15 protein-coding genes are annotated in these 16,599 nt (G+C 56.7%); 6 read left to right on the forward strand and 9 right to left on the reverse strand.

The features are described 5' to 3' along the window. Positions 1-251: 251 nt before the first annotated feature. A complete protein-coding gene (locus tag ABIE60_RS03640; protein ID WP_354467839.1) occupies positions 252-1,847 on the forward strand; it encodes an isocitrate lyase in 1,596 nt (531 codons plus the stop codon). A 150-nt stretch (positions 1,848-1,997) separates the two neighbouring features. After that, positions 1,998-2,831 (forward strand): enoyl-CoA hydratase-related protein, encoded by an 834-nt coding sequence (locus ABIE60_RS03645; RefSeq protein ID WP_354467841.1) that lies wholly within the window; start codon positions 1,998-2,000, stop codon positions 2,829-2,831. A gap of 3 nt (positions 2,832-2,834) precedes the next feature. Here the strand turns inward: ABIE60_RS03645 and rssA are convergent, their stop codons facing one another. Genes rssA through ylqF form a run of 4 tightly spaced genes read right to left on the reverse strand, consistent with a single transcriptional unit; the run spans position 2,835 to position 6,178 of the window. Then, a complete protein-coding gene (gene rssA / locus ABIE60_RS03650) occupies positions 2,835-3,734 on the reverse strand; it encodes a patatin-like phospholipase RssA (RefSeq protein ID WP_354467843.1) in 900 nt (299 codons plus the stop codon). 30 nt (positions 3,735-3,764) lie between these two features. Next, on the reverse strand, positions 3,765-4,943 hold the full coding sequence (locus ABIE60_RS03655) for a BaiN/RdsA family NAD(P)/FAD-dependent oxidoreductase (RefSeq protein ID WP_354467845.1): 1,179 nt from the start codon (positions 4,941-4,943) through the stop codon (positions 3,765-3,767). 3 nt (positions 4,944-4,946) lie between these two features. Further along, positions 4,947-5,264 carry a hypothetical protein gene (locus ABIE60_RS03660; protein ID WP_354467847.1) on the reverse strand — a complete coding sequence of 106 codons (318 nt, stop codon included), beginning with the start codon at positions 5,262-5,264 and terminating at the stop codon, positions 4,947-4,949. Continuing rightward, positions 5,264-6,178 (reverse strand): ribosome biogenesis GTPase YlqF, encoded by a 915-nt coding sequence (ylqF, locus tag ABIE60_RS03665; RefSeq protein WP_206841505.1) that lies wholly within the window; start codon positions 6,176-6,178, stop codon positions 5,264-5,266. The genes ABIE60_RS03660 and ylqF overlap by 1 nt, the downstream gene beginning before the upstream one ends. 130 nt (positions 6,179-6,308) lie before the next feature. On the opposite strand from ylqF, the gene ABIE60_RS03670 reads away from it, so the two are divergent. After that, positions 6,309-7,535: an EAL and HDOD domain-containing protein gene (locus ABIE60_RS03670; RefSeq protein WP_354467849.1), complete on the forward strand. Its 1,227-nt coding sequence runs from the start codon at positions 6,309-6,311 to the stop codon at positions 7,533-7,535. Between the two features lie 281 nt (positions 7,536-7,816). On the opposite strand, the gene rraA is transcribed toward ABIE60_RS03670, so the two are convergent. Together rraA and ydiJ are read right to left on the reverse strand one after the other, a co-directional pair. Continuing rightward, positions 7,817-8,311: a ribonuclease E activity regulator RraA gene (gene rraA, locus ABIE60_RS03675; RefSeq protein WP_354467850.1), complete on the reverse strand. Its 495-nt coding sequence runs from the start codon at positions 8,309-8,311 to the stop codon at positions 7,817-7,819. A gap of 113 nt (positions 8,312-8,424) precedes the next feature. Further along, complete coding sequence (gene ydiJ / locus ABIE60_RS03680) at positions 8,425-11,481, reverse strand: D-2-hydroxyglutarate dehydrogenase YdiJ (protein ID WP_354467852.1); 3,057 nt, start codon at positions 11,479-11,481, stop codon at positions 8,425-8,427. Positions 11,482-11,638: 157 nt separating this feature from the next. On the opposite strand from ydiJ, the gene ABIE60_RS03685 reads away from it, so the two are divergent. Both ABIE60_RS03685 and ABIE60_RS03690 read left to right on the forward strand, forming a co-directional pair. Then, a complete protein-coding gene (locus ABIE60_RS03685; protein WP_354467854.1) occupies positions 11,639-12,577 on the forward strand; it encodes a LysR family transcriptional regulator in 939 nt (312 codons plus the stop codon). A gap of 68 nt (positions 12,578-12,645) precedes the next feature. Next, positions 12,646-13,041: a thiol-disulfide oxidoreductase DCC family protein gene (locus ABIE60_RS03690; protein WP_354467855.1), complete on the forward strand. Its 396-nt coding sequence runs from the start codon at positions 12,646-12,648 to the stop codon at positions 13,039-13,041. On the opposite strand, the gene ABIE60_RS03695 is transcribed toward ABIE60_RS03690, so the two are convergent. Together ABIE60_RS03695 and yghU are read right to left on the reverse strand one after the other, a co-directional pair. Then, entirely contained in the window at positions 13,036-13,590 is a 555-nt protein-coding gene (locus ABIE60_RS03695; RefSeq protein WP_354467857.1) for a YgjV family protein, read from the reverse strand. The genes ABIE60_RS03690 and ABIE60_RS03695 overlap by 6 nt on opposite strands. Before the next feature lie 21 nt (positions 13,591-13,611). After that, on the reverse strand, positions 13,612-14,475 hold the full coding sequence (yghU, locus tag ABIE60_RS03700) for a glutathione-dependent disulfide-bond oxidoreductase (protein ID WP_354467858.1): 864 nt from the start codon (positions 14,473-14,475) through the stop codon (positions 13,612-13,614). A gap of 150 nt (positions 14,476-14,625) precedes the next feature. On the opposite strand from yghU, the gene ABIE60_RS03705 reads away from it, so the two are divergent. Continuing rightward, complete coding sequence (locus ABIE60_RS03705) at positions 14,626-15,690, forward strand: NAD(P)H-dependent flavin oxidoreductase (protein WP_354467859.1); 1,065 nt, start codon at positions 14,626-14,628, stop codon at positions 15,688-15,690. An 8-nt stretch (positions 15,691-15,698) separates the two neighbouring features. Here the strand turns inward: ABIE60_RS03705 and ABIE60_RS03710 are convergent, their stop codons facing one another. Continuing rightward, entirely contained in the window at positions 15,699-16,526 is an 828-nt protein-coding gene (locus ABIE60_RS03710) for a CvfB family protein (RefSeq protein ID WP_354467861.1), read from the reverse strand. Positions 16,527-16,599: the final 73 nt, after the last annotated feature.

The following is a 16,599-nucleotide window of genomic DNA, read 5'->3' on the forward strand; positions in this document are numbered from 1 at the left end:
TCACTGGGTTTTTTCAATTTATAGCCGTTTTTGTCATTGTAGTTAAATTACAGCCTGATAATGATTTTGAATGTAGTGATACTACATTTTTGTTGCTGTGCACAAAATCATTTTGACACCCTTCCATCATGCGCCCATTATTCGCTGCAACAAGGCACTGTCAGTCCAGTGGAATGCCAGTGTCGCAAGATCTGGAACGGGGTCAACCCGATCCAACATTACCTAAACACAAACACTGTGAAGGAATGACCATGTCAGCTTACAAAAACGAGATCGACGCCATCGCTACAGTTCGCGCTGCTGCCGGCAACACCTGGGAAGCGATCAACCCTGAATACGCCGCTCGCATGCGCATTCAGAACCGTTTCAAGACCGGTCTGGATATCGCACGCTACACTGCTAAGATCATGCGTCAGGATATGGCCGAGTACGATGCCGACAGCTCTCAGTACACTCAGTCTCTGGGTTGCTGGCATGGTTTCATCGGTCAGCAGAAGCTGATCGCCATCAAGAAGCACTTCGGTAACACCAACAAGCGCTACCTGTACCTGTCCGGCTGGATGATTGCCGCGCTGCGTTCCGAGTTCGGCCCGCTGCCCGACCAGTCCATGCACGAGAAAACCTCTGTACCGGCGCTGATCGAAGAGCTCTACACCTTCCTGCGCCAGGCTGATGCCCGTGAAATGGGCGGACTGTTCCGTCAGCTGGATAACGCTCGTGAAGCCGGTGATGCAGCGAAAGAAGCTGACATCCAGGCTCAGATCGACAACTTCCAGACCCACGTTGTGCCGATCATTGCCGACATTGACGCCGGTTTCGGTAACGAAGAAGCCACTTACCTGCTGGCCAAGAAAATGATCGAAGCCGGTGCCTGTGCGATCCAGATCGAGAACCAGGTATCTGACGAGAAGCAGTGTGGTCACCAGGATGGCAAGGTAACCGTTCCGCACGCCGACTTCCTGGCCAAGATCCGCGCCGTTCGCTACGCCTTCCTCGAACTGGGTGTTGAAGACGGTGTTATCGTTGCCCGTACCGACTCTCTGGGTGCCGGCCTGACCAAGCAGATCGCCGTAACCAACGAACCGGGCGACCTGGGTGACAAGTACAACAGCTTCCTGGATGGCGACTACATCGACAGCGCGGCCGACATCGACAACGGTGACGTGGTTGTGAAGGCCAACGGCAAGCTGCTCAAGCCCAAGCGTCTGCCGTCCGGTCTGTTCCAGTTCAAGAAAGGCTCCGGTGAAGACCGCGTTGTTCTGGACTGCATCACCTCACTGCAGAACGGTGCCGACCTGCTGTGGATCGAAACCGAGAAGCCGCACGTAGGCCAGATCGCGGCGATGGTTAACCGCATCCGTGAAGAAGTGCCCAATGCCAAGCTGGTGTACAACAACAGCCCGTCCTTCAACTGGACCCTGAACTTCCGTCAGCAGGTGTTCGATGCGATGGTAGAAGCCGGTCAGGACGTATCCAAGTACGACCGCGCCAACCTGATGAGCGTTGAATACGACGAAACCGAGCTGGCCGCTGTAGCTGACGAGAAGATCCGCACCTTCCAGGCTGATGCAGCCCGCGAAGCCGGCATCTTCCATCACCTGATCACGCTGCCGACCTACCACACTGCGGCCCTGTCTACCGACAACCTGGCCAAAGAGTACTTCGGTGACGCTGGCATGCTTGGCTACGTTGAAGGCGTACAGCGCAAGGAGATCCGTCAGGGCATCGCCTGCGTCAAGCACCAGAACATGGCTGGCTCCGACATGGGTGACGATCACAAGGAATACTTCTCTGGCGATGCAGCCCTGAAGGCTTCCGGCAAAGACAACACCATGAACCAGTTCTAAATCCAGATCTTCCCCGATCTGATACTGGGCAGACTTAGGTCTGCCCTTTTTTGTTTCATAAACATGACTCCCAACCCGTATCTGTTCTGTTATTCTTGTGCCCTACCGTCACAATTTGCAGCCAATAAAGATAATGACAGGGAGTGCTTCATGACTGACGCCATACCCACGCTACAGGATGCCCGGCTGGAGCTGGAAGATCGGGTTGCCGTACTCACGCTTGCACGCGATGACCTGCGCAACGCTCTGACCGGTACAGCCCTGATCGATGACATCGTCACCACCGTTGAGTGGGCCAATCGCGCCCCGGCTGTCTCCGTACTGGTGATTACCGGTGATGGCAGCGCTTTCTGTGCCGGTGGCAATATCAAGGAGATGCAGTATCGTGATGGCGATCATCGCCAGGGACCCTTTGGCGGTGATGCACTGGAACTGGAACGCAAATACCGCCAGGGTATCCAGCGTATTCCCCTGGCCCTGCATCGAGCCGAAATCCCTGTAATAGCCGCTGTTAATGGCCCCGCCATTGGCGCCGGCTGCGACCTTGCCTGCATGTGCGATATTCGGATCGGTTCCGAGCGCGCCACCTTTGGTGAGACGTTCGTCAATCTTGGCATCATCCCCGGTGATGGCGGTGCCTGGTTCCTACAGCGCCTGATCGGTTATCAGCGAGCGGCAGAAATCACCCTTACCGGACGACTGGTACACGCAGAGGAAGCGGTCGAGATCGGGCTTATGCTGGAACAGGTGCCTCAGGATCAGCTGATGACGAGGGTCATGACACTGGCTCGCCAGATGGCTGCCAAGCCGCCACAGGCATTGCGCATGAGCAAGCGACTGATGAAACAGGCACAGCGGCATGAACTGTCGGATTTTCTGGAACTTTGTGCTGCCTGGCAGGGGATGCTGCACAACACCGATGATCATCAGGAAGCGGTGATGGCATTTGTTGAAAAACGTGAAGGCCTCTACAGAGGTCGATAAGATCTAGCGTTGCAGCAGGCGGTGAATGGTTGGCAGCATCTCTTCCACCGCCCGCTCCCCTTCCCTGATCGCTTCTTCTGCTCGGTAAAACTCCAGCAACCCAATATCGGCCAGCGGTGGCGACAGCAGGATATCGGGCGGATCCCCCGCCATGCGGCTACGTGTAATACGGTCCTGTATGATATTGATCGAGCCGGCAATGGCATCAAACATGCTTGGTGAATGATCCTCAGGCTCATCAGCTCCGGTCAGCCGGGTTGTGTATTCGTCGACCAGCTCAGTTAACCGGCCCATCACGCCATTGCGCGGCTTTTGTGTTTCGACCGGTTTAGGTTTATGCAGGTGGCGCCCGATGATATCGCCATTCAGATTGACCGCAATCACCACCTCAGCACCCATCGCTCGGCACAGAGATACCGGCACCGGATTCACCAGGCCGCCGTCCACCAGCCAGTGGTGATCATGACGAATGGCTGGAAACAGGCCCGGTAACGAGGTTGAGGCCCATACGGCCTGTAACAGTGAGCCCTCGGTAAACCATACCTCACGCCCTGTCTCCAGCTCGGTGGCTACCGCGCCATAGGCGCATTGAAGTGATTCAATATGGGTATCGTCGTCAGAAATGTACGTATTCAGGAAGCGGTGGAAGCGTTCAGTATTGACGAAACCTTGACGAGAAAGATTCAGTTCGAAAAATCGAGCGGTCTCGAACCGGCTCAGTGAACGCACCCATTGTTCGAGACGGTCGAGACTGCCACTTGCACAGGAAGCGCCAACCAATGCACCAATTGAGGTGCCGCAAATGATTTCGGGCTTAATCCCTTCCCGGGCCAGTGCATTGATCACACCGATATGAGACCAGCCGCGTGCGGAACCACTCCCAAGTGCCAGGCCAATTTTCATGCGTGGATCTCCCTGTCATTTCGACTTCAGTCAGACATGCTGACCTGCACAGTAACATGAAGCCCAGGCCCATTGGAAGTTGTGTCCCCCCAGATGCCCGGTCACATCCAGACACTCACCGATGAAATACAGCCCCGGGGCCTTGTTGGCCGCGAATGTCTTTTGAGACACCTCAGCCGTATCAATGCCTCCAAGAGTGACCTCCGCGGTACGATAGCCCTCGGTGCCTGAGGGTTTGACCTGCCATCGGTTGAAACGCTCGGCAATCTCGGTAATGCGTGCATTGCGGCACTGGCCAATCTCGTCGTGTATTTTCCAGAGATCGCACAACGTCTGTGCCAGGCGCTTGGTCATATGCTGTGCCATGAGGGTACGTACCTCGGCCTTTGGGCGCTCGTCACGTTGCTGTCTGAGCCAGTGTTCAAGGTCAGTGCCCGGCACAAGATCGATTTCAACTGCATCGCCGCCACGCCAATAGGATGATATCTGCAGAATGGCCGGACCGCTCAGGCCGCGGTGGGTAAACAGCAGGTTGTCATTGAATGACACGTCGTTGCAACTGACCCTGACCGGCTGAGATACCCCTGCCAGTGGCTTCAGGTGCTCCAGCAGATCAGGCTGGAGTGTAAAGGGTACCAGTGCCGCCTGACGCGGTGTGACGTTGAGTCCGAATTGCTCGGCGATCTGGTAGGCAAATCCGGTGGCACCACCGTTGGGAATCGACAGACCACCGGTAGCAACCACCACCGATTCGGCAACAAATTGTCCGCGGGATGTGCGCAACGCATAGCCACTGGTGGTGGGCTTGACTTCAAACACCTGGGTTTCAGTCATAATCTCAACCCCCGCCCATTCACACTCGGTCAGCAGCAGCTGAAGAATTTCCTTGCTGGATTCGTTACAGAACAGCTGACCGGGTGTTTTCTCGTGGTATTCGATGCCATGGCGGTCAACCAGCTCAACAAAATCAGCAGCCCCAAAACGACTCAGCGCCGATTTACAGAAATGCGGATTGTCACTCAGGAAGTTGGCTGCTGTGTTGTGTAAATGGGTAAAGTTGCAGCGCCCACCACCTGACATGAGAATCTTGCGACCGATCTTTTTGGTGTGTTCAAGCAGCAGTACCCGACGGCCGCGGTAGGCGGCAATTGCCGCGCACATGAGGCCCGAAGCACCGCCGCCGATGATAATGACATCCCGCTCAGACACGCCTTAATCGTCCTGTTCAGCATCGGGCTGGATGGCTTTGTCCTGGGGCTTGTCTTTGGCAGCATTGAGCTTGCGAATCTTGGCCGCCAGTGGCCCTCCATGACGGGTTCCCTTGCGCCCGGCGGCCTTGTCACGTTCCAGCGCGTTCTGACTGCCCTGCGCCTTCTCATACACGGACTTCTGTTTCTTGCGCTGTTCAAGTGCGCGCTTGCGCCGCGCTTCCTTGCTGGTCGGATCCGCAAGGCGCTCCTGTTTCTTGGGCTTGCGCTCCAGTACGGTCATGAAGGCGCCGATCTTGCGTTGTTTTTTACCGCGACTCATCAGTTACTCTCCCCGGCTTCAGCGGCTGCCAGTGCAGCGGCTTCGGCGGCGGCCTGTTCGGCCTCAATTCGTTTACGTTCCCACTCTTCGACGGTTTCGAAGGTTATGGGGCCCAGCTTGCCTGCACGCAGCTCAGTGAGCAGGATTTCAGACGCCTTGTGGCGGTCGACAACACCACCTGGACGAAGGCAGCCTCGCTTGCGACCGATCTCATCCAATAGTGCTTCGCGCCCTTCTGGCAGGGTTTTGAGTTTATAGCGTTCCACCAATCGCTGCGGATAATCCTGCAACATGAAGCCTGCGGCATAGGCTGCCACCAGTTCATGTTCTATGGCGGTATCCTTGATCGCACCGCTGGCGGCAAGGCGGTAACCGGAGTCTTCATCCTCGATTTTCGGCCACAGAATGCCCGGTGTATCCGACAACGCCATGCCGTTGTGCACACTGTAACGCTTCTGAGCCTTCGTGACGGCCGGCTCGTTGCCGACTTTGGCAATCTTGCGCCCAAGCAGTGCATTAATCAGAGTCGACTTGCCCACATTCGGGATGCCCATGATCATGGCACGTACGGGACGATCCTGACGGGTGCGTGCAGGCACCATCTGCTTGCACAGTTCCGGAATTCGTTTGATCAAAGCCTTCTGCTGCATATCCAGTGCAACTGCCGTGATTGCTTCGCGCGCATTGAAGTGATCGAGCCACTCCTGAGTCCGCACGGGATCGGCAAGGTCCTGCTTGTTCAGCAGTTTCAAAACCGGCTTGTTGCGCCGCAGCTGATCAACCAGCGGGTTTTCACTCGACATGGGCAGGCGGGCGTCCAGGACCTCGATCACCACATCGATCTCATCCATTACCTGCGCAATTTCCTTGCGCGCCTTGTGCATGTGTCCGGGAAACCAGTTGATACGTGACATTAACAATCCAGTGCTTGCAAATCAGGGGGCAGCATTATACCTGCAGGCCGTACTCAACCATACCGGCAGGTGCTTGCAACATGATAAAATTATACACTTCCAGCCTGAAAACGCCGATTCGGGGACATGAATGGACCGTAACACTGAACAGGGGCAGCCTCTGCTGGCCCGGCAGCCGATCTTCGATCACCAGCAGCGTGTTATCGCCTATGATCTGCTGTACAAGGAAGACGAACACCTGAATGCGATGTTGCAGACGGACCCCGAAGCTGAATCCAGCTCAGAGGTGATTCTGCACGCCTATACCAGTATTTCGGATCAGGGCGAAGTGAAGCGCGTGCCCGCGTTTATCCAGATTGCTCCGCGCATGATCCAGGAAGGCACCATGCCCACATTGCCGGCCAAGCAGGTCGTCATCTGTGTCCGCCTTACTGAGCCGGGCAATATGGATCTGCTGCGCGCCCTGCACAAAATGTCGAAGGATGGTTACCGTATAGCGCTGACCGACTTTCGCTTCAGCCCCGAGTACGATACCGCCCTGAAGATTGCCAAAATCATCAAAATCGATGTGGGCCAGCTCGATCAGTCAGGTATTCAGGAGCAGGCGGAACACCTGCGCCCCTATAAGGCCACTCTATTGGCGACCAACATTGCCAGCTTCGATACGCTGGAGCACTGCATCAGCAGTGGTTACAAACTGTTTCAGGGCAGTTTTCTGAGCAAGCCAAAGGTTGTGAAGGGTCGCAAGGTCAATGCCAACCAGATTGCACTGATGCAGCTGATTCAGGAGCTGCAGAAACCCAGCGCAACACCTGAAAAGCTGGAAGATCTGATCATCCGCGACCCTATTCTGACCTATAAACTGCTGCGCATTGTCAACTCCGCCGCTTATTCACTTGTACGTCAGGTTGAGTCCATCGCGGAGGCTGTGGTGTTGCTCGGTATGGAGCAGATACGCAAATGGGCCACACTGATCGCGATGACGGCTAACCGCGACAAGCCGGAAGAACTCACCCGCATCCTGCTGACCCGTGGCCACATGTGCGAAATGATTGCACAGAGTGAACATCAGCCCAATCCGTCAGGCTTTTTTATGGTTGGCATGATGTCGGGTCTTCACGCCATGCTGGATATTGATCAGGAAACGCTGCTGGAACAGCTGCCGCTGGGCGAGGATATCAAAGCGGCCCTGGCAAAAGGTGAAGGCAAGATGGGTCAGGTTCTGAAGCAGGTGATTGCGTACGAATCCGGTGACTGGGATCAGCTGCCCAGTGATTTTGATATCTCGCTGTATGAAGCAACCTATCGTCACAGTCTGAAGTGGACCAAAGAGTCGATGCAGGCGATGTACGAATAAACCCATAAAAGAAAGCGCGTATCCGGAGAAGGGGAAGCCGGATACGCGCAGTGTGTACTTCCATTTCTGCCTGCTCTGACAGGCCAGCGTACATCCGGTACGCTGTTGAACTCAGTATAGCCACAGCTTTTGATTTGTCGCACCAAAGTTAAAAAAATTTTTAACTTTTCTTTATTATCTGTTAAGTAACAAACAGATAGATTGGCTTCTTAAAGTTTTGCGAGAAACACATAAGGCAGCAGGTTGGAGTGGCGGGCCGTTTCACCCGCCAACAGGTTTGATCAGGCTTTGGGCAGCTCCAGTTTCTGGGGTGAAACCAGAACACCATTGTTATCAGCGTAGACATAGTCCCCGGGGTGGAAGGTAACGCCGCCGAAGGTAACCGGCACGTTCAGCTGGCCCGTACCCAGTTTTTCAGTTTTCATCGGGTGCGTACCCAGTGCCTGCACACCCAGATTGTCCAGTTCGGCAATGGCATTCACATCACGGATACAGCCGTAGATGATGATCCCTTCCCAACCGTTCTGCTCGGCCTTTTCGGCCAACATGTCACCCAGCATGGCGCGGCGCATTGAGCCACCGCCATCAACGACCAGCACCTTGCCTTGCCCCGGCTGCGCCACCTGCTCACGCACCAGTGAGTTGTCTTCAAACGCCTTGATGGTAACCACTTCACCACCGAAGGTTTCACGACCGCCGTAGTTGCCGAACATGGGCTCAACAACCTTTACCAGTCCCTCAAAGTGATCACAGAGATCGGGCAACAGATCTTCCATCAGGTGCTCCTTGTTTCAGTTACGTGAGATGGCCTCATCATCGCCGATCACCCCGCGCTTTGCACTACAACTTAGGCACTAGGGGCCCGCGCGGCCCCGAGTCCCGCACTGCTTCAAACGGCAGACACCACATCCAGCAGTACCTGCACCGGATGTGGCAGCTGTTGATCGTCAAAACGCTTTACCTGAGAGCGGCAGGAATAACCGGTAGCCATCAGCTTGCCCCGGTTTTCCGGGTGGTTGACGATATCGCGCCAGCTCAGGTCATAAATATCCTTCGAGCGCTGCAGGTTGGCGGTTTCATGACCGAAGGTACCCGACATGCCACAGCATCCTGTCGCCACCACATCCAGCTGCTGGCCCAATGCAGAAAAAATGTTCTGCCACTGACGAATGCTCGGTGCAGCAGAGGTTTTCTCGGTACAGTGTGCCATCAAACGATATTCGCCCTGCGGCAGAATTTCAGGCAGCTCAACACGTTCCAGCTGCTGGCTCAGCCACTCCTGAATCAACTGTACCGGTGGCAGTTCTCCTTCAATGGCGTCCTTGTATTCCTGGCGGTAGGTCAGTGTCATCGAGGGATCGATACCCACCAGCGGCAGGTCCAGCTCAGCCAGCTGGTTGAGCATGCGGGTGTTGCGCTGGGCCGCCTTGTTGAAGGCCGCCATAAAGCCGTGTACATGCAGCGGTTTGCCGTTGGGCATGAACGGGGCCACCAGTACGTAAAATCCGAGTTTGCCCAGCAGGTCAACCAGGTCCAGCACCAAGCGGGTCTCGAAGTAGCTGGTAAAGGCATCCTGCACGATCACAACGGCGCGTTCACGCTGCGCTGCACTGAGCCTGCTGGCGACCTCCGGTGTAGCCCAGTCGATGCCGCGCTGATCCAGCCCTTGCTTGAGGCTGTTGGTGCAGATCACGGGGCTGTCAACCATGCCACCGATACGGCGCATGACACTGCGTACCAATGTATTGCGCATGGCCCAGTTGTACGGAGCCGGATATTTCGACAATGTTGGGATCATGAATTCAAGGCTGCCGACCAGGTAGTCCTTCACCGGGCGCAGATAGCGGCCGTAATAAACCTCAAGAAAACGCGCACGGAAGTCCGGCACGTTAACCTTGATCGGACACTGACTGACGCAGGACTTGCAGGCGAGGCATCCCATCATCGCCTCATGTACTTCGTTTGAGAAGTCATAGCGCCCCTTGCGCCTGGCCAGCGTGTTGCTGATTTTCTTCGGCAGAGCCAGCAAGCCACTGCGGCTGCGTGCCTTTTCAGCTTCCGCTTTTACATCCACGCCACGGCTGGCCATCAAGCGCAGCCATTCACGGATCAGCGAGGCACGTCCCTTGGGTGAGTGAATACGCTCACGGGTGCCTTTCCAGCTCGGGCACATGGCATCGTTGGGGTCGTAGTTGTAGCAGGCACCGTTACCGTTACAGTTCATGGCGGAATCATATTGCTCACGCACCGCCTCGCTGATCTGTCGGTCGTGCTGTCCCCGCGTTGGTACCGCATCGATCTTGAGCAGTTCGGCTCCATCTATCGCAGGCGTTGCAATCTTGCCCGGGTTGAGCTGGTTGCGTGGATCGAAACAGCCCTTGATCTGCTGCAGTACCTGATAGAGCGGGCCGAAAAACTCAGGGGCGTATTCCGAGCGCACACCCTTGCCGTGCTCGCCCCAGAGCAGCCCCTTGTACTCTTGCGTCAGGCGCACCACCTCATCGGTAATTTCGCGGATCAGCTTTTCCTGCTCGGGGTCTTTCATGTCGATGGCGGGACGCACATGCAGTACACCGGCATCCACATGACCAAACATGCCATAGGCCAGACCGCGATCATCCAGCACCTTGCGGAACGCCATGATGAAGTCGGCCAGGTTTTCCGGCGGCACGGCGGTATCTTCCACAAACGGGATCGGACGCTTCTGCCCCTGTGCATTGCCCAACAGGCCTACGGCCTTTTTGCGCATGCCCCAGACCTTATTGATCTCGCTGGCGCCATACACCACGCTGAAGCCAAAGCTTTTGCCAGCTTCGCCGCTGACCTGCTCCAGATGTCGGCACAGCTTTTCCACCTTGGTTTTCAGCTCGGCCTCGTCATCACCGGTGTACTCCACCAGGTTGATCCCCTGAATGACCGGGTCGCCTTCTTTCTCGGGGAAGTAGTTACGCACGCTGTCCCAGACGATATCCCCCATCGCCAGATTCAGTACCTTGGAATCCACGGTTTCGATGGAGGTGGGCTGCCACTGCATCAAGGCCTGAGCATCACGCAAAGAGGCTTCAAAGCTGTCATATTTGATGTTGACCAGCGCAGCATGCTTGGGGATCGGCAAGACATTGAGCTTTGCTTCAGCGATAAACGCCAGCGAGCCTTCCGCGCCACAGAGAATGGAATTCAGATTGAAACGGCCGGATTCATCGCGGATATGGGCCAGATCATAGCCGGTCAGGCAGCGGTTCAGCTTGGGGAAGCAGGCATCAATCTCGTCCTGTCGCTCACGCTGAATGCCATCCAGCAGACGGTGTACTTCGCCCACACGATCAGTGCGTTGCTTGACTGTATCCAGCTCGGCCTCATCAATCGGGCCGGATTGCCACAGCGTACCGTCAAGCCAGACACTGGTGAGTTCAAGAACATGGTCACGGGTCTTGCCATACAGCACAGAGCCCTGCCCGCTGGCATCGGTGTTGATCATGCCGCCGATGGTGGCGCGATTGCTGGTGGACAACTCCGGCGCAAAGAAGAGTCCGTAGGGCTTGAGCGCGGCATTAAGCTGGTCCTTGACCACCCCGCCCTGCACCCGCACCCAGCGCTCATCCGGATTGATCTCCAGAATCCGGTTCATGTGCTTTGACACATCAACGATCAGGCCATCGGTCAACGACTGCCCGTTGGTGCCGGTGCCGCCGCCGCGTGCACTCAATACGATTGAACGGAAACGGGGTTGATCCGCCAGGCGTGCTATCAGCACCAGGTCGTCGCTGTTTTTTGGATAGAGCACGCCCTGGGGCAGGATCTGATAGATGCTGTTGTCGGTTGCCAGCACCACGCGGTTGGCATAGTCCGGGTTCAGATCCCCCTTGAACCCCTGCTGTTTCAGGGTTTCGATAAAGTCCAGATACAGGCTTTGGGTATCGTCGATGCTGTCAATGCGAGGGATCATGGTGCTCTCCGGGCTTGTTTCTAGGCTCAAGCGGGCTGTCGTCACAACAGAATAGACAGTCTGACAGCCATTGTTCAGTGGCGGGTAATGATGCAGAATCTTTATTTATCATTCAAATGATTAAATTCTATAAATTAATCAATATGGCTAATCAATAATGAGCAGTTCGATCGGTATTCGTCATCTGCAGGCTTTTATCGAGGTCGCACGCTGCGGCAGCTTTACACGTGCCGCCGAGCATCTATTTCTGACCCAGTCCGCCCTGACCGCTACCATCAAACAGCTGGAGCAGGATGCAGGGCTGATTCTGTTTGACCGCACCACTCGGCGCGTTGTGCTCAGTGCAGAAGGAGAGCGTTTTCTGCCGGTAGCCGAGCGCCTGCTGTCGGACTTTACCGCAGCACTGACCGACCTGCGCGCCCGTGCCCAGTTACAACAGGGCCATGTCAGCGTGGCGGGCTCCCCTTCGGTCGTGACCCGTCTGTTGCCCGCAGCCTTTCTGCAGTTCCGCACCCGCTTCCCTTCGATCCAGGTCAACATCCGCGATGAAAGTGCCGGCAGCCTGGAGCAGCGCGTGCTCAACAATGAGGTGGATTTTGCCGTCGCCGGCAACCACTCACAGCAACCCGAACTCGAATACGCCCCGCTGCTGCACGACCGCTACGGACTCGTGGTGCCCAGCGATCACCCGCTGGCGCGGCATACCCATCTGTCATGGCAGGCGATACCCGATGATCACCTGTTGCTGCTGTCGCAGGATACCGGCATTCGCGCCCAGCTCACCCGCTTCAGTCAGCGAGGCGATATTCCGATTCGATTGGACCGGGTTCAGATCGAGGTATCCAACCCTGCTGCCATGGCGGCTCTGATCAGTCAGGGACTGGGCATCAGCCTGCTGCCGGCCCTGGCCGCTGATGTGCATTCATTTGCAGGGCTGGTATTCATTCCGCTGCATGAGCCGGAGATCGAGCGTGAAATCTGCATCATTACCCGCAAGGGACGAGCACTAAGCCCGGCTGCAGCGGCACTGCTCGATACCCTGCGAGAACATCTGCACCAGGCTCAGCTGCCCGCCTGGGTCAACGCAATCAACTGAACGGGATCTGTTTATGTCCGTGCAACGTAAGGGTCTTAAACACAGCCAACCGTGCATGAGATCACCCGATGCCGACTCGACCAATCCTTTTCTATGATGGCCAATGTCCACTCTGTCGCAAGGAAATCGCTCACTACCAACGGCTTGACCGACGGCAGCGGGTCGACTGGCAGGATCTTTTCATTCCCGAATCCAACCCCGAGCGCTATGGCCTTGATCGCATTCAGGCGATGCGCGTGATTCATGCGGTTGATCAGCAGGGGCAGCTCCAGACCGGGGTGCACGCTTTTATGGTGATCTGGCGAGAGCTGCCCTACTACAGGCACCTGGCCAGCGTGATCGATCGACTGCATCTGACTCGACCGCTGGACTGGGCCTACCATCGTTTTGCCGTCTGGCGTTTTCGCTCACGCTGCAAACAGGGGTGCAAACTGCCACCTGTCAAAAGAGTCTCCGGTTTATGAGCCTGCAGGGGGTTGGTTAAGGTCCGGGTACTGTTGTTTGATGCGATAAAGTCGCCAAATGGTGATCGCGTTGGTGACCAAAACCAGCCCTTCAGCGAGAGTGGCTCCCACCGAGCCGATCAGGATGTTGCTGGCCATCCAGCAAACCGCTGCAGCACCAAGCATCAGCCGCATCGGGATACCACGCAGCAAAAACATGCCCAGTGCCCCCAGCGTACCGGCCAGCAGAGCAAACAGATCATGCCAGTTCTGCCAGGTAAGCCAGGCCCCTGCAAGGTTCAACCCCAGGATCGCGCCCAGCAACCAGAGGTTGCCGGGATAGCGTTGCGCCAACAGAATGCGCGCAATAACAACCAGTGTCAGTACCGCCGCCGTCCAGCTCTGAAACAGGGCAAACTGCAGCGCGAAGGCCACATTCGCTGCCAGCAGCCAGACCATCAAGCGCTGATCCTGTTTGCTGGCGAAGGCGATCAGGCACAGCACAAGAGCCGTCAGACTGACAATTTGCCCTGCCAGCTCCAGAGGGCTTAAAGAGGCCAGCATCAGCATGCCGGCAGCTCTGCCAGGCCATCAGTGGCCGTCATCAGCATGACCTGGCTCGAAGTCGCCGGCGTCATGCCGCTCAGGCAACTGCTCGTCTTCAGCTCCCCAGTTGCGGTTAACCCTGCGTCCACGCTGCACAGCCGGACGGGCATCAATCGCCTGCGCCCAGCGTTTGACGTGTGTATAGCTGTCAACATCCAGAAACTCGGCAGCACTATAAAGACGCCCCAGTACCAGAACCCCATACCAGGGCCAGATCGCCATATCGGCAATGCTGTACTCCTCCCCTGCCACATATTCATGTTCAGCCAACTGGCGATCAAGTACATCGAGTTGCCGCTTAACCTCCATGGTGAAGCGGTTGATCGGATATTCGTATTTCTCGGGTGCGTACGCATAGAAGTGGCCAAAGCCGCCTCCCAGAAACGGGGCGCTTCCCATCTGCCAGAACAGCCAGTTAAGGGTTTCGGTGCGCTCAGGCAGTGTTTTGGGCAGGAAGGCATCAAACTTCTCGGCCAGATAGACCAGAATAGAGCCAGACTCAAATACACGCTGAGCCGGGGTAACACTCCGGTCCAGCATGGCCGGAATCTTGGAATTCGGGTTCAGCTCGACAAATCCGCTGCCGAACTGGTCCCCCTCTCCGATACGGATCAACCAGGCATCGTACTCGGCGCCGCTGCGCCCCAGTGCCAGCAGCTCCTCCAGCATGATCGTTACCTTGACACCGTTGGGAGTCGCCAGAGAGTACAACTGCAGCGGATGCTTGCCGACCGGCAGCTCTTTCTGATGCGTTGCACCTGCAACCGGGCGATTAGTGCTGGCAAATTGACCACCGCTGGAAGCCTCCCAGGTCCAGACTTTTGGCGGGGTGTAGCTGGAATCACTCATGACAATACTCCTGTGGATCCGCATTTGCCTCTCATCCTGTGGGCTGGCAAGTACAAAATCAAGCGCTGGAACTGAGGTCTAAAAGCCAGCTTTGAGATGAACGGGTATAGTGGATGCACGTTCATGCACGGCCATCTGTGGAGGAATGCCATGTCAGCGCTGCAATCCCTGTTTAATATCCAGTTCCCTCTGATTCAGGCCCCGATGGCCGGTGTACAGGGGTGGGAACTGGCGTCAGCTGTTTCGGCTGCCGGAGCACTGGGCTCCATCCCCTGTGCCATGCTGACGCCTGATGCTGTGCGAGATGCCGTCACCCGCTTTCGCGCCCAGACTGACCGTCCACTCAACCTGAATTTTTTCTGTCATCAATCACCGGAGCCTGATGCTGAGGGGCAGCAGCGCTGGCTGGAGCTGTTTCTGCCCTGGTACACCGAACTGGGACTTGAGGCACCCAGGGCACCTGCGGGACCGGGGCGCCTCCCCTTCAATCAGGCAATGGCCGATCGGGTGATCGAACTGGCACCGGAGGTTGTGAGCTTTCATTTTGGCCTGCCTGAACCATCGCTCTTGGAGCAGGTTCGTGCCAGTGGTGCTCGCATCATCTCTTCAGCGACCACGGTTGAGGAAGCGTGCTGGCTTGAGCGGCAGGGGGTTGATGCGATCATTGCACAGGGGGTGGAGGCCGGTGGACATCGCGGCATGTTCCTGAGTGAAGAGATCAGCACTCAGGTGGGTACTTTTGCCCTGCTGCCGCAGATCAGGGCAGCGGTGAACGTGCCGGTCATCGCCGCTGGCGGTATTGCGGATGCTGCCGGGGTTCAGGCGGCGTTGGCATTGGGGGCTGACGGCGTTCAGGTGGGGACCGCTTACCTGCTCTGCCCTGAAGCCAACACGTCGGCTGTACACCGAGCCGCGTTGCTGTCGCCGGGGGCAAGCCATACGGTACTGACCAACCTGTTCAGTGGCCGCCCCGCTCGCGGCATTGTAAACCGCATGATACGAGAGCTGGGCGCGATCAATCCGGCAGCCCCTGTCTTTCCGCTGGCAACAGCGGCTTCAGCACCTTTGCGTGCCCGCGCTGAAAGTTTGGGCCGCTGTGATTTTTCGCCGCTTTGGGCCGGGCAAAATGTGACTGGCTGCCGTTCCATCCCTGCCGCTGAACTGACGCGGGCACTGGTCAGCGATCTGAAGCCCTCCTCCGTCAGCTCCTGCTGACGGCCAGCTCAGATCAGGTGGATACCGGTTTCATCCTGACGGATGCGTCCGGCCTTCATCAGCTGGCCAAGTGCCATCTTGTAGGCTTTTTTGCTGACACCGAAAAGGTCTCGGATGGCCTCGGGGTCACTCTTGTCCCCCAGAGGACAAAAACCGTCACGGCTTTCCAGATACTTCAGCACCTGCTGGGCCAGCGGATCGATACGGGCATAGCCGGGCTTTTCCAGCATCACATCGATCTTGCCGTCTTCGTCTCGCACCTGCTTGATGAAGCCGGGCATACGCTGACCGGGGCGTACCGGTCGATGGATATCCTGATGCTGAAGCAGTCCCAAGGCGCGGTTGTCGATAATCACCTGATAGCCAATATCGGTAGGTCGCACCACCAGCAGCTCAACCAGCTGGCCCTGAGTGTAGTCATCCCCCGGCTCCAGATGTTTTTCCAGTTTGGCGCTGGCTGCGATCCGGTTGGTGTTGTCGAGGTAGAGATAAACGGTGACATAATCGCCAATCGTCAGCGGTTTCACTTGCTCATTGAACGGCAGGAACAGGTCCTTGGGCAGCCCCCAATCCAGAAAGGCACCAATCTTGTTGACGTCAACCACTTTCAGACTGGCGAATTGGCCTACCTGAGCCCTTGGCCGACGCAAGGTCGCCACCGGCATGTCGTCAGAGTCCAGATAAACGAACACCTGCAGCCGATCGCCCAGGCGCGTTCCTTCAGGCACCTCGGGTTTTGGCAGAAGAATGCCGCCTTCGGCTCCGCCCTCAAGATACACACCAAAATCCACTTCACGGATCACTTTCAGCTTGTTAAAGCAGCCGGTTTCGACCATTGATACACTCCGCCCGCTCGGGGCCACTGTCTGTCTACTCTATTCAACTGTATAGGGTACCTGTTTATGACGG

It is taken from the genome of Marinobacterium sp. MBR-109 (genome assembly GCF_040547565.1).
In the GTDB taxonomy this organism is placed as follows: domain Bacteria; phylum Pseudomonadota; class Gammaproteobacteria; order Pseudomonadales; family Balneatricaceae; genus Marinobacterium.

Bases quoted from the DNA above. Each gene is read 5' to 3' on its own strand.
- ABIE60_RS03640 (WP_354467839.1), top strand. From the start codon at position 252: ATGTCAGCTTACAAAAACGAGATCGACGCCATCGCTACAGTTCGCGCT.
- ABIE60_RS03645 (WP_354467841.1), top strand. From the start codon at position 1,998: ATGACTGACGCCATACCCACGCTACAGGATGCCCGGCTGGAGCTGGAA.
- rssA (WP_354467843.1), bottom strand. From the start codon at position 3,734: ATGAAAATTGGCCTGGCACTTGGGAGTGGTTCCGCACGCGGCTGGTCT.
- ABIE60_RS03660 (WP_354467847.1), bottom strand. From the start codon at position 5,264: ATGAGTCGCGGTAAAAAACAACGCAAGATCGGCGCCTTCATGACCGTA.
- ylqF (WP_206841505.1), bottom strand. From the start codon at position 6,178: ATGTCACGTATCAACTGGTTTCCCGGACACATGCACAAGGCGCGCAAG.
- ABIE60_RS03670 (WP_354467849.1), top strand. From the start codon at position 6,309: ATGGACCGTAACACTGAACAGGGGCAGCCTCTGCTGGCCCGGCAGCCG.
- rraA (WP_354467850.1), bottom strand. From the start codon at position 8,311: ATGGAAGATCTGTTGCCCGATCTCTGTGATCACTTTGAGGGACTGGTA.
- ydiJ (WP_354467852.1), bottom strand. From the start codon at position 11,481: ATGATCCCTCGCATTGACAGCATCGACGATACCCAAAGCCTGTATCTG.
- ABIE60_RS03685 (WP_354467854.1), top strand. From the start codon at position 11,639: ATGAGCAGTTCGATCGGTATTCGTCATCTGCAGGCTTTTATCGAGGTC.
- ABIE60_RS03690 (WP_354467855.1), top strand. From the start codon at position 12,646: ATGCCGACTCGACCAATCCTTTTCTATGATGGCCAATGTCCACTCTGT.
- ABIE60_RS03695 (WP_354467857.1), bottom strand. From the start codon at position 13,590: ATGCTGATGCTGGCCTCTTTAAGCCCTCTGGAGCTGGCAGGGCAAATT.
- yghU (WP_354467858.1), bottom strand. From the start codon at position 14,475: ATGAGTGATTCCAGCTACACCCCGCCAAAAGTCTGGACCTGGGAGGCT.
- ABIE60_RS03705 (WP_354467859.1), top strand. From the start codon at position 14,626: ATGTCAGCGCTGCAATCCCTGTTTAATATCCAGTTCCCTCTGATTCAG.
- ABIE60_RS03710 (WP_354467861.1), bottom strand. From the start codon at position 16,526: ATGGTCGAAACCGGCTGCTTTAACAAGCTGAAAGTGATCCGTGAAGTG.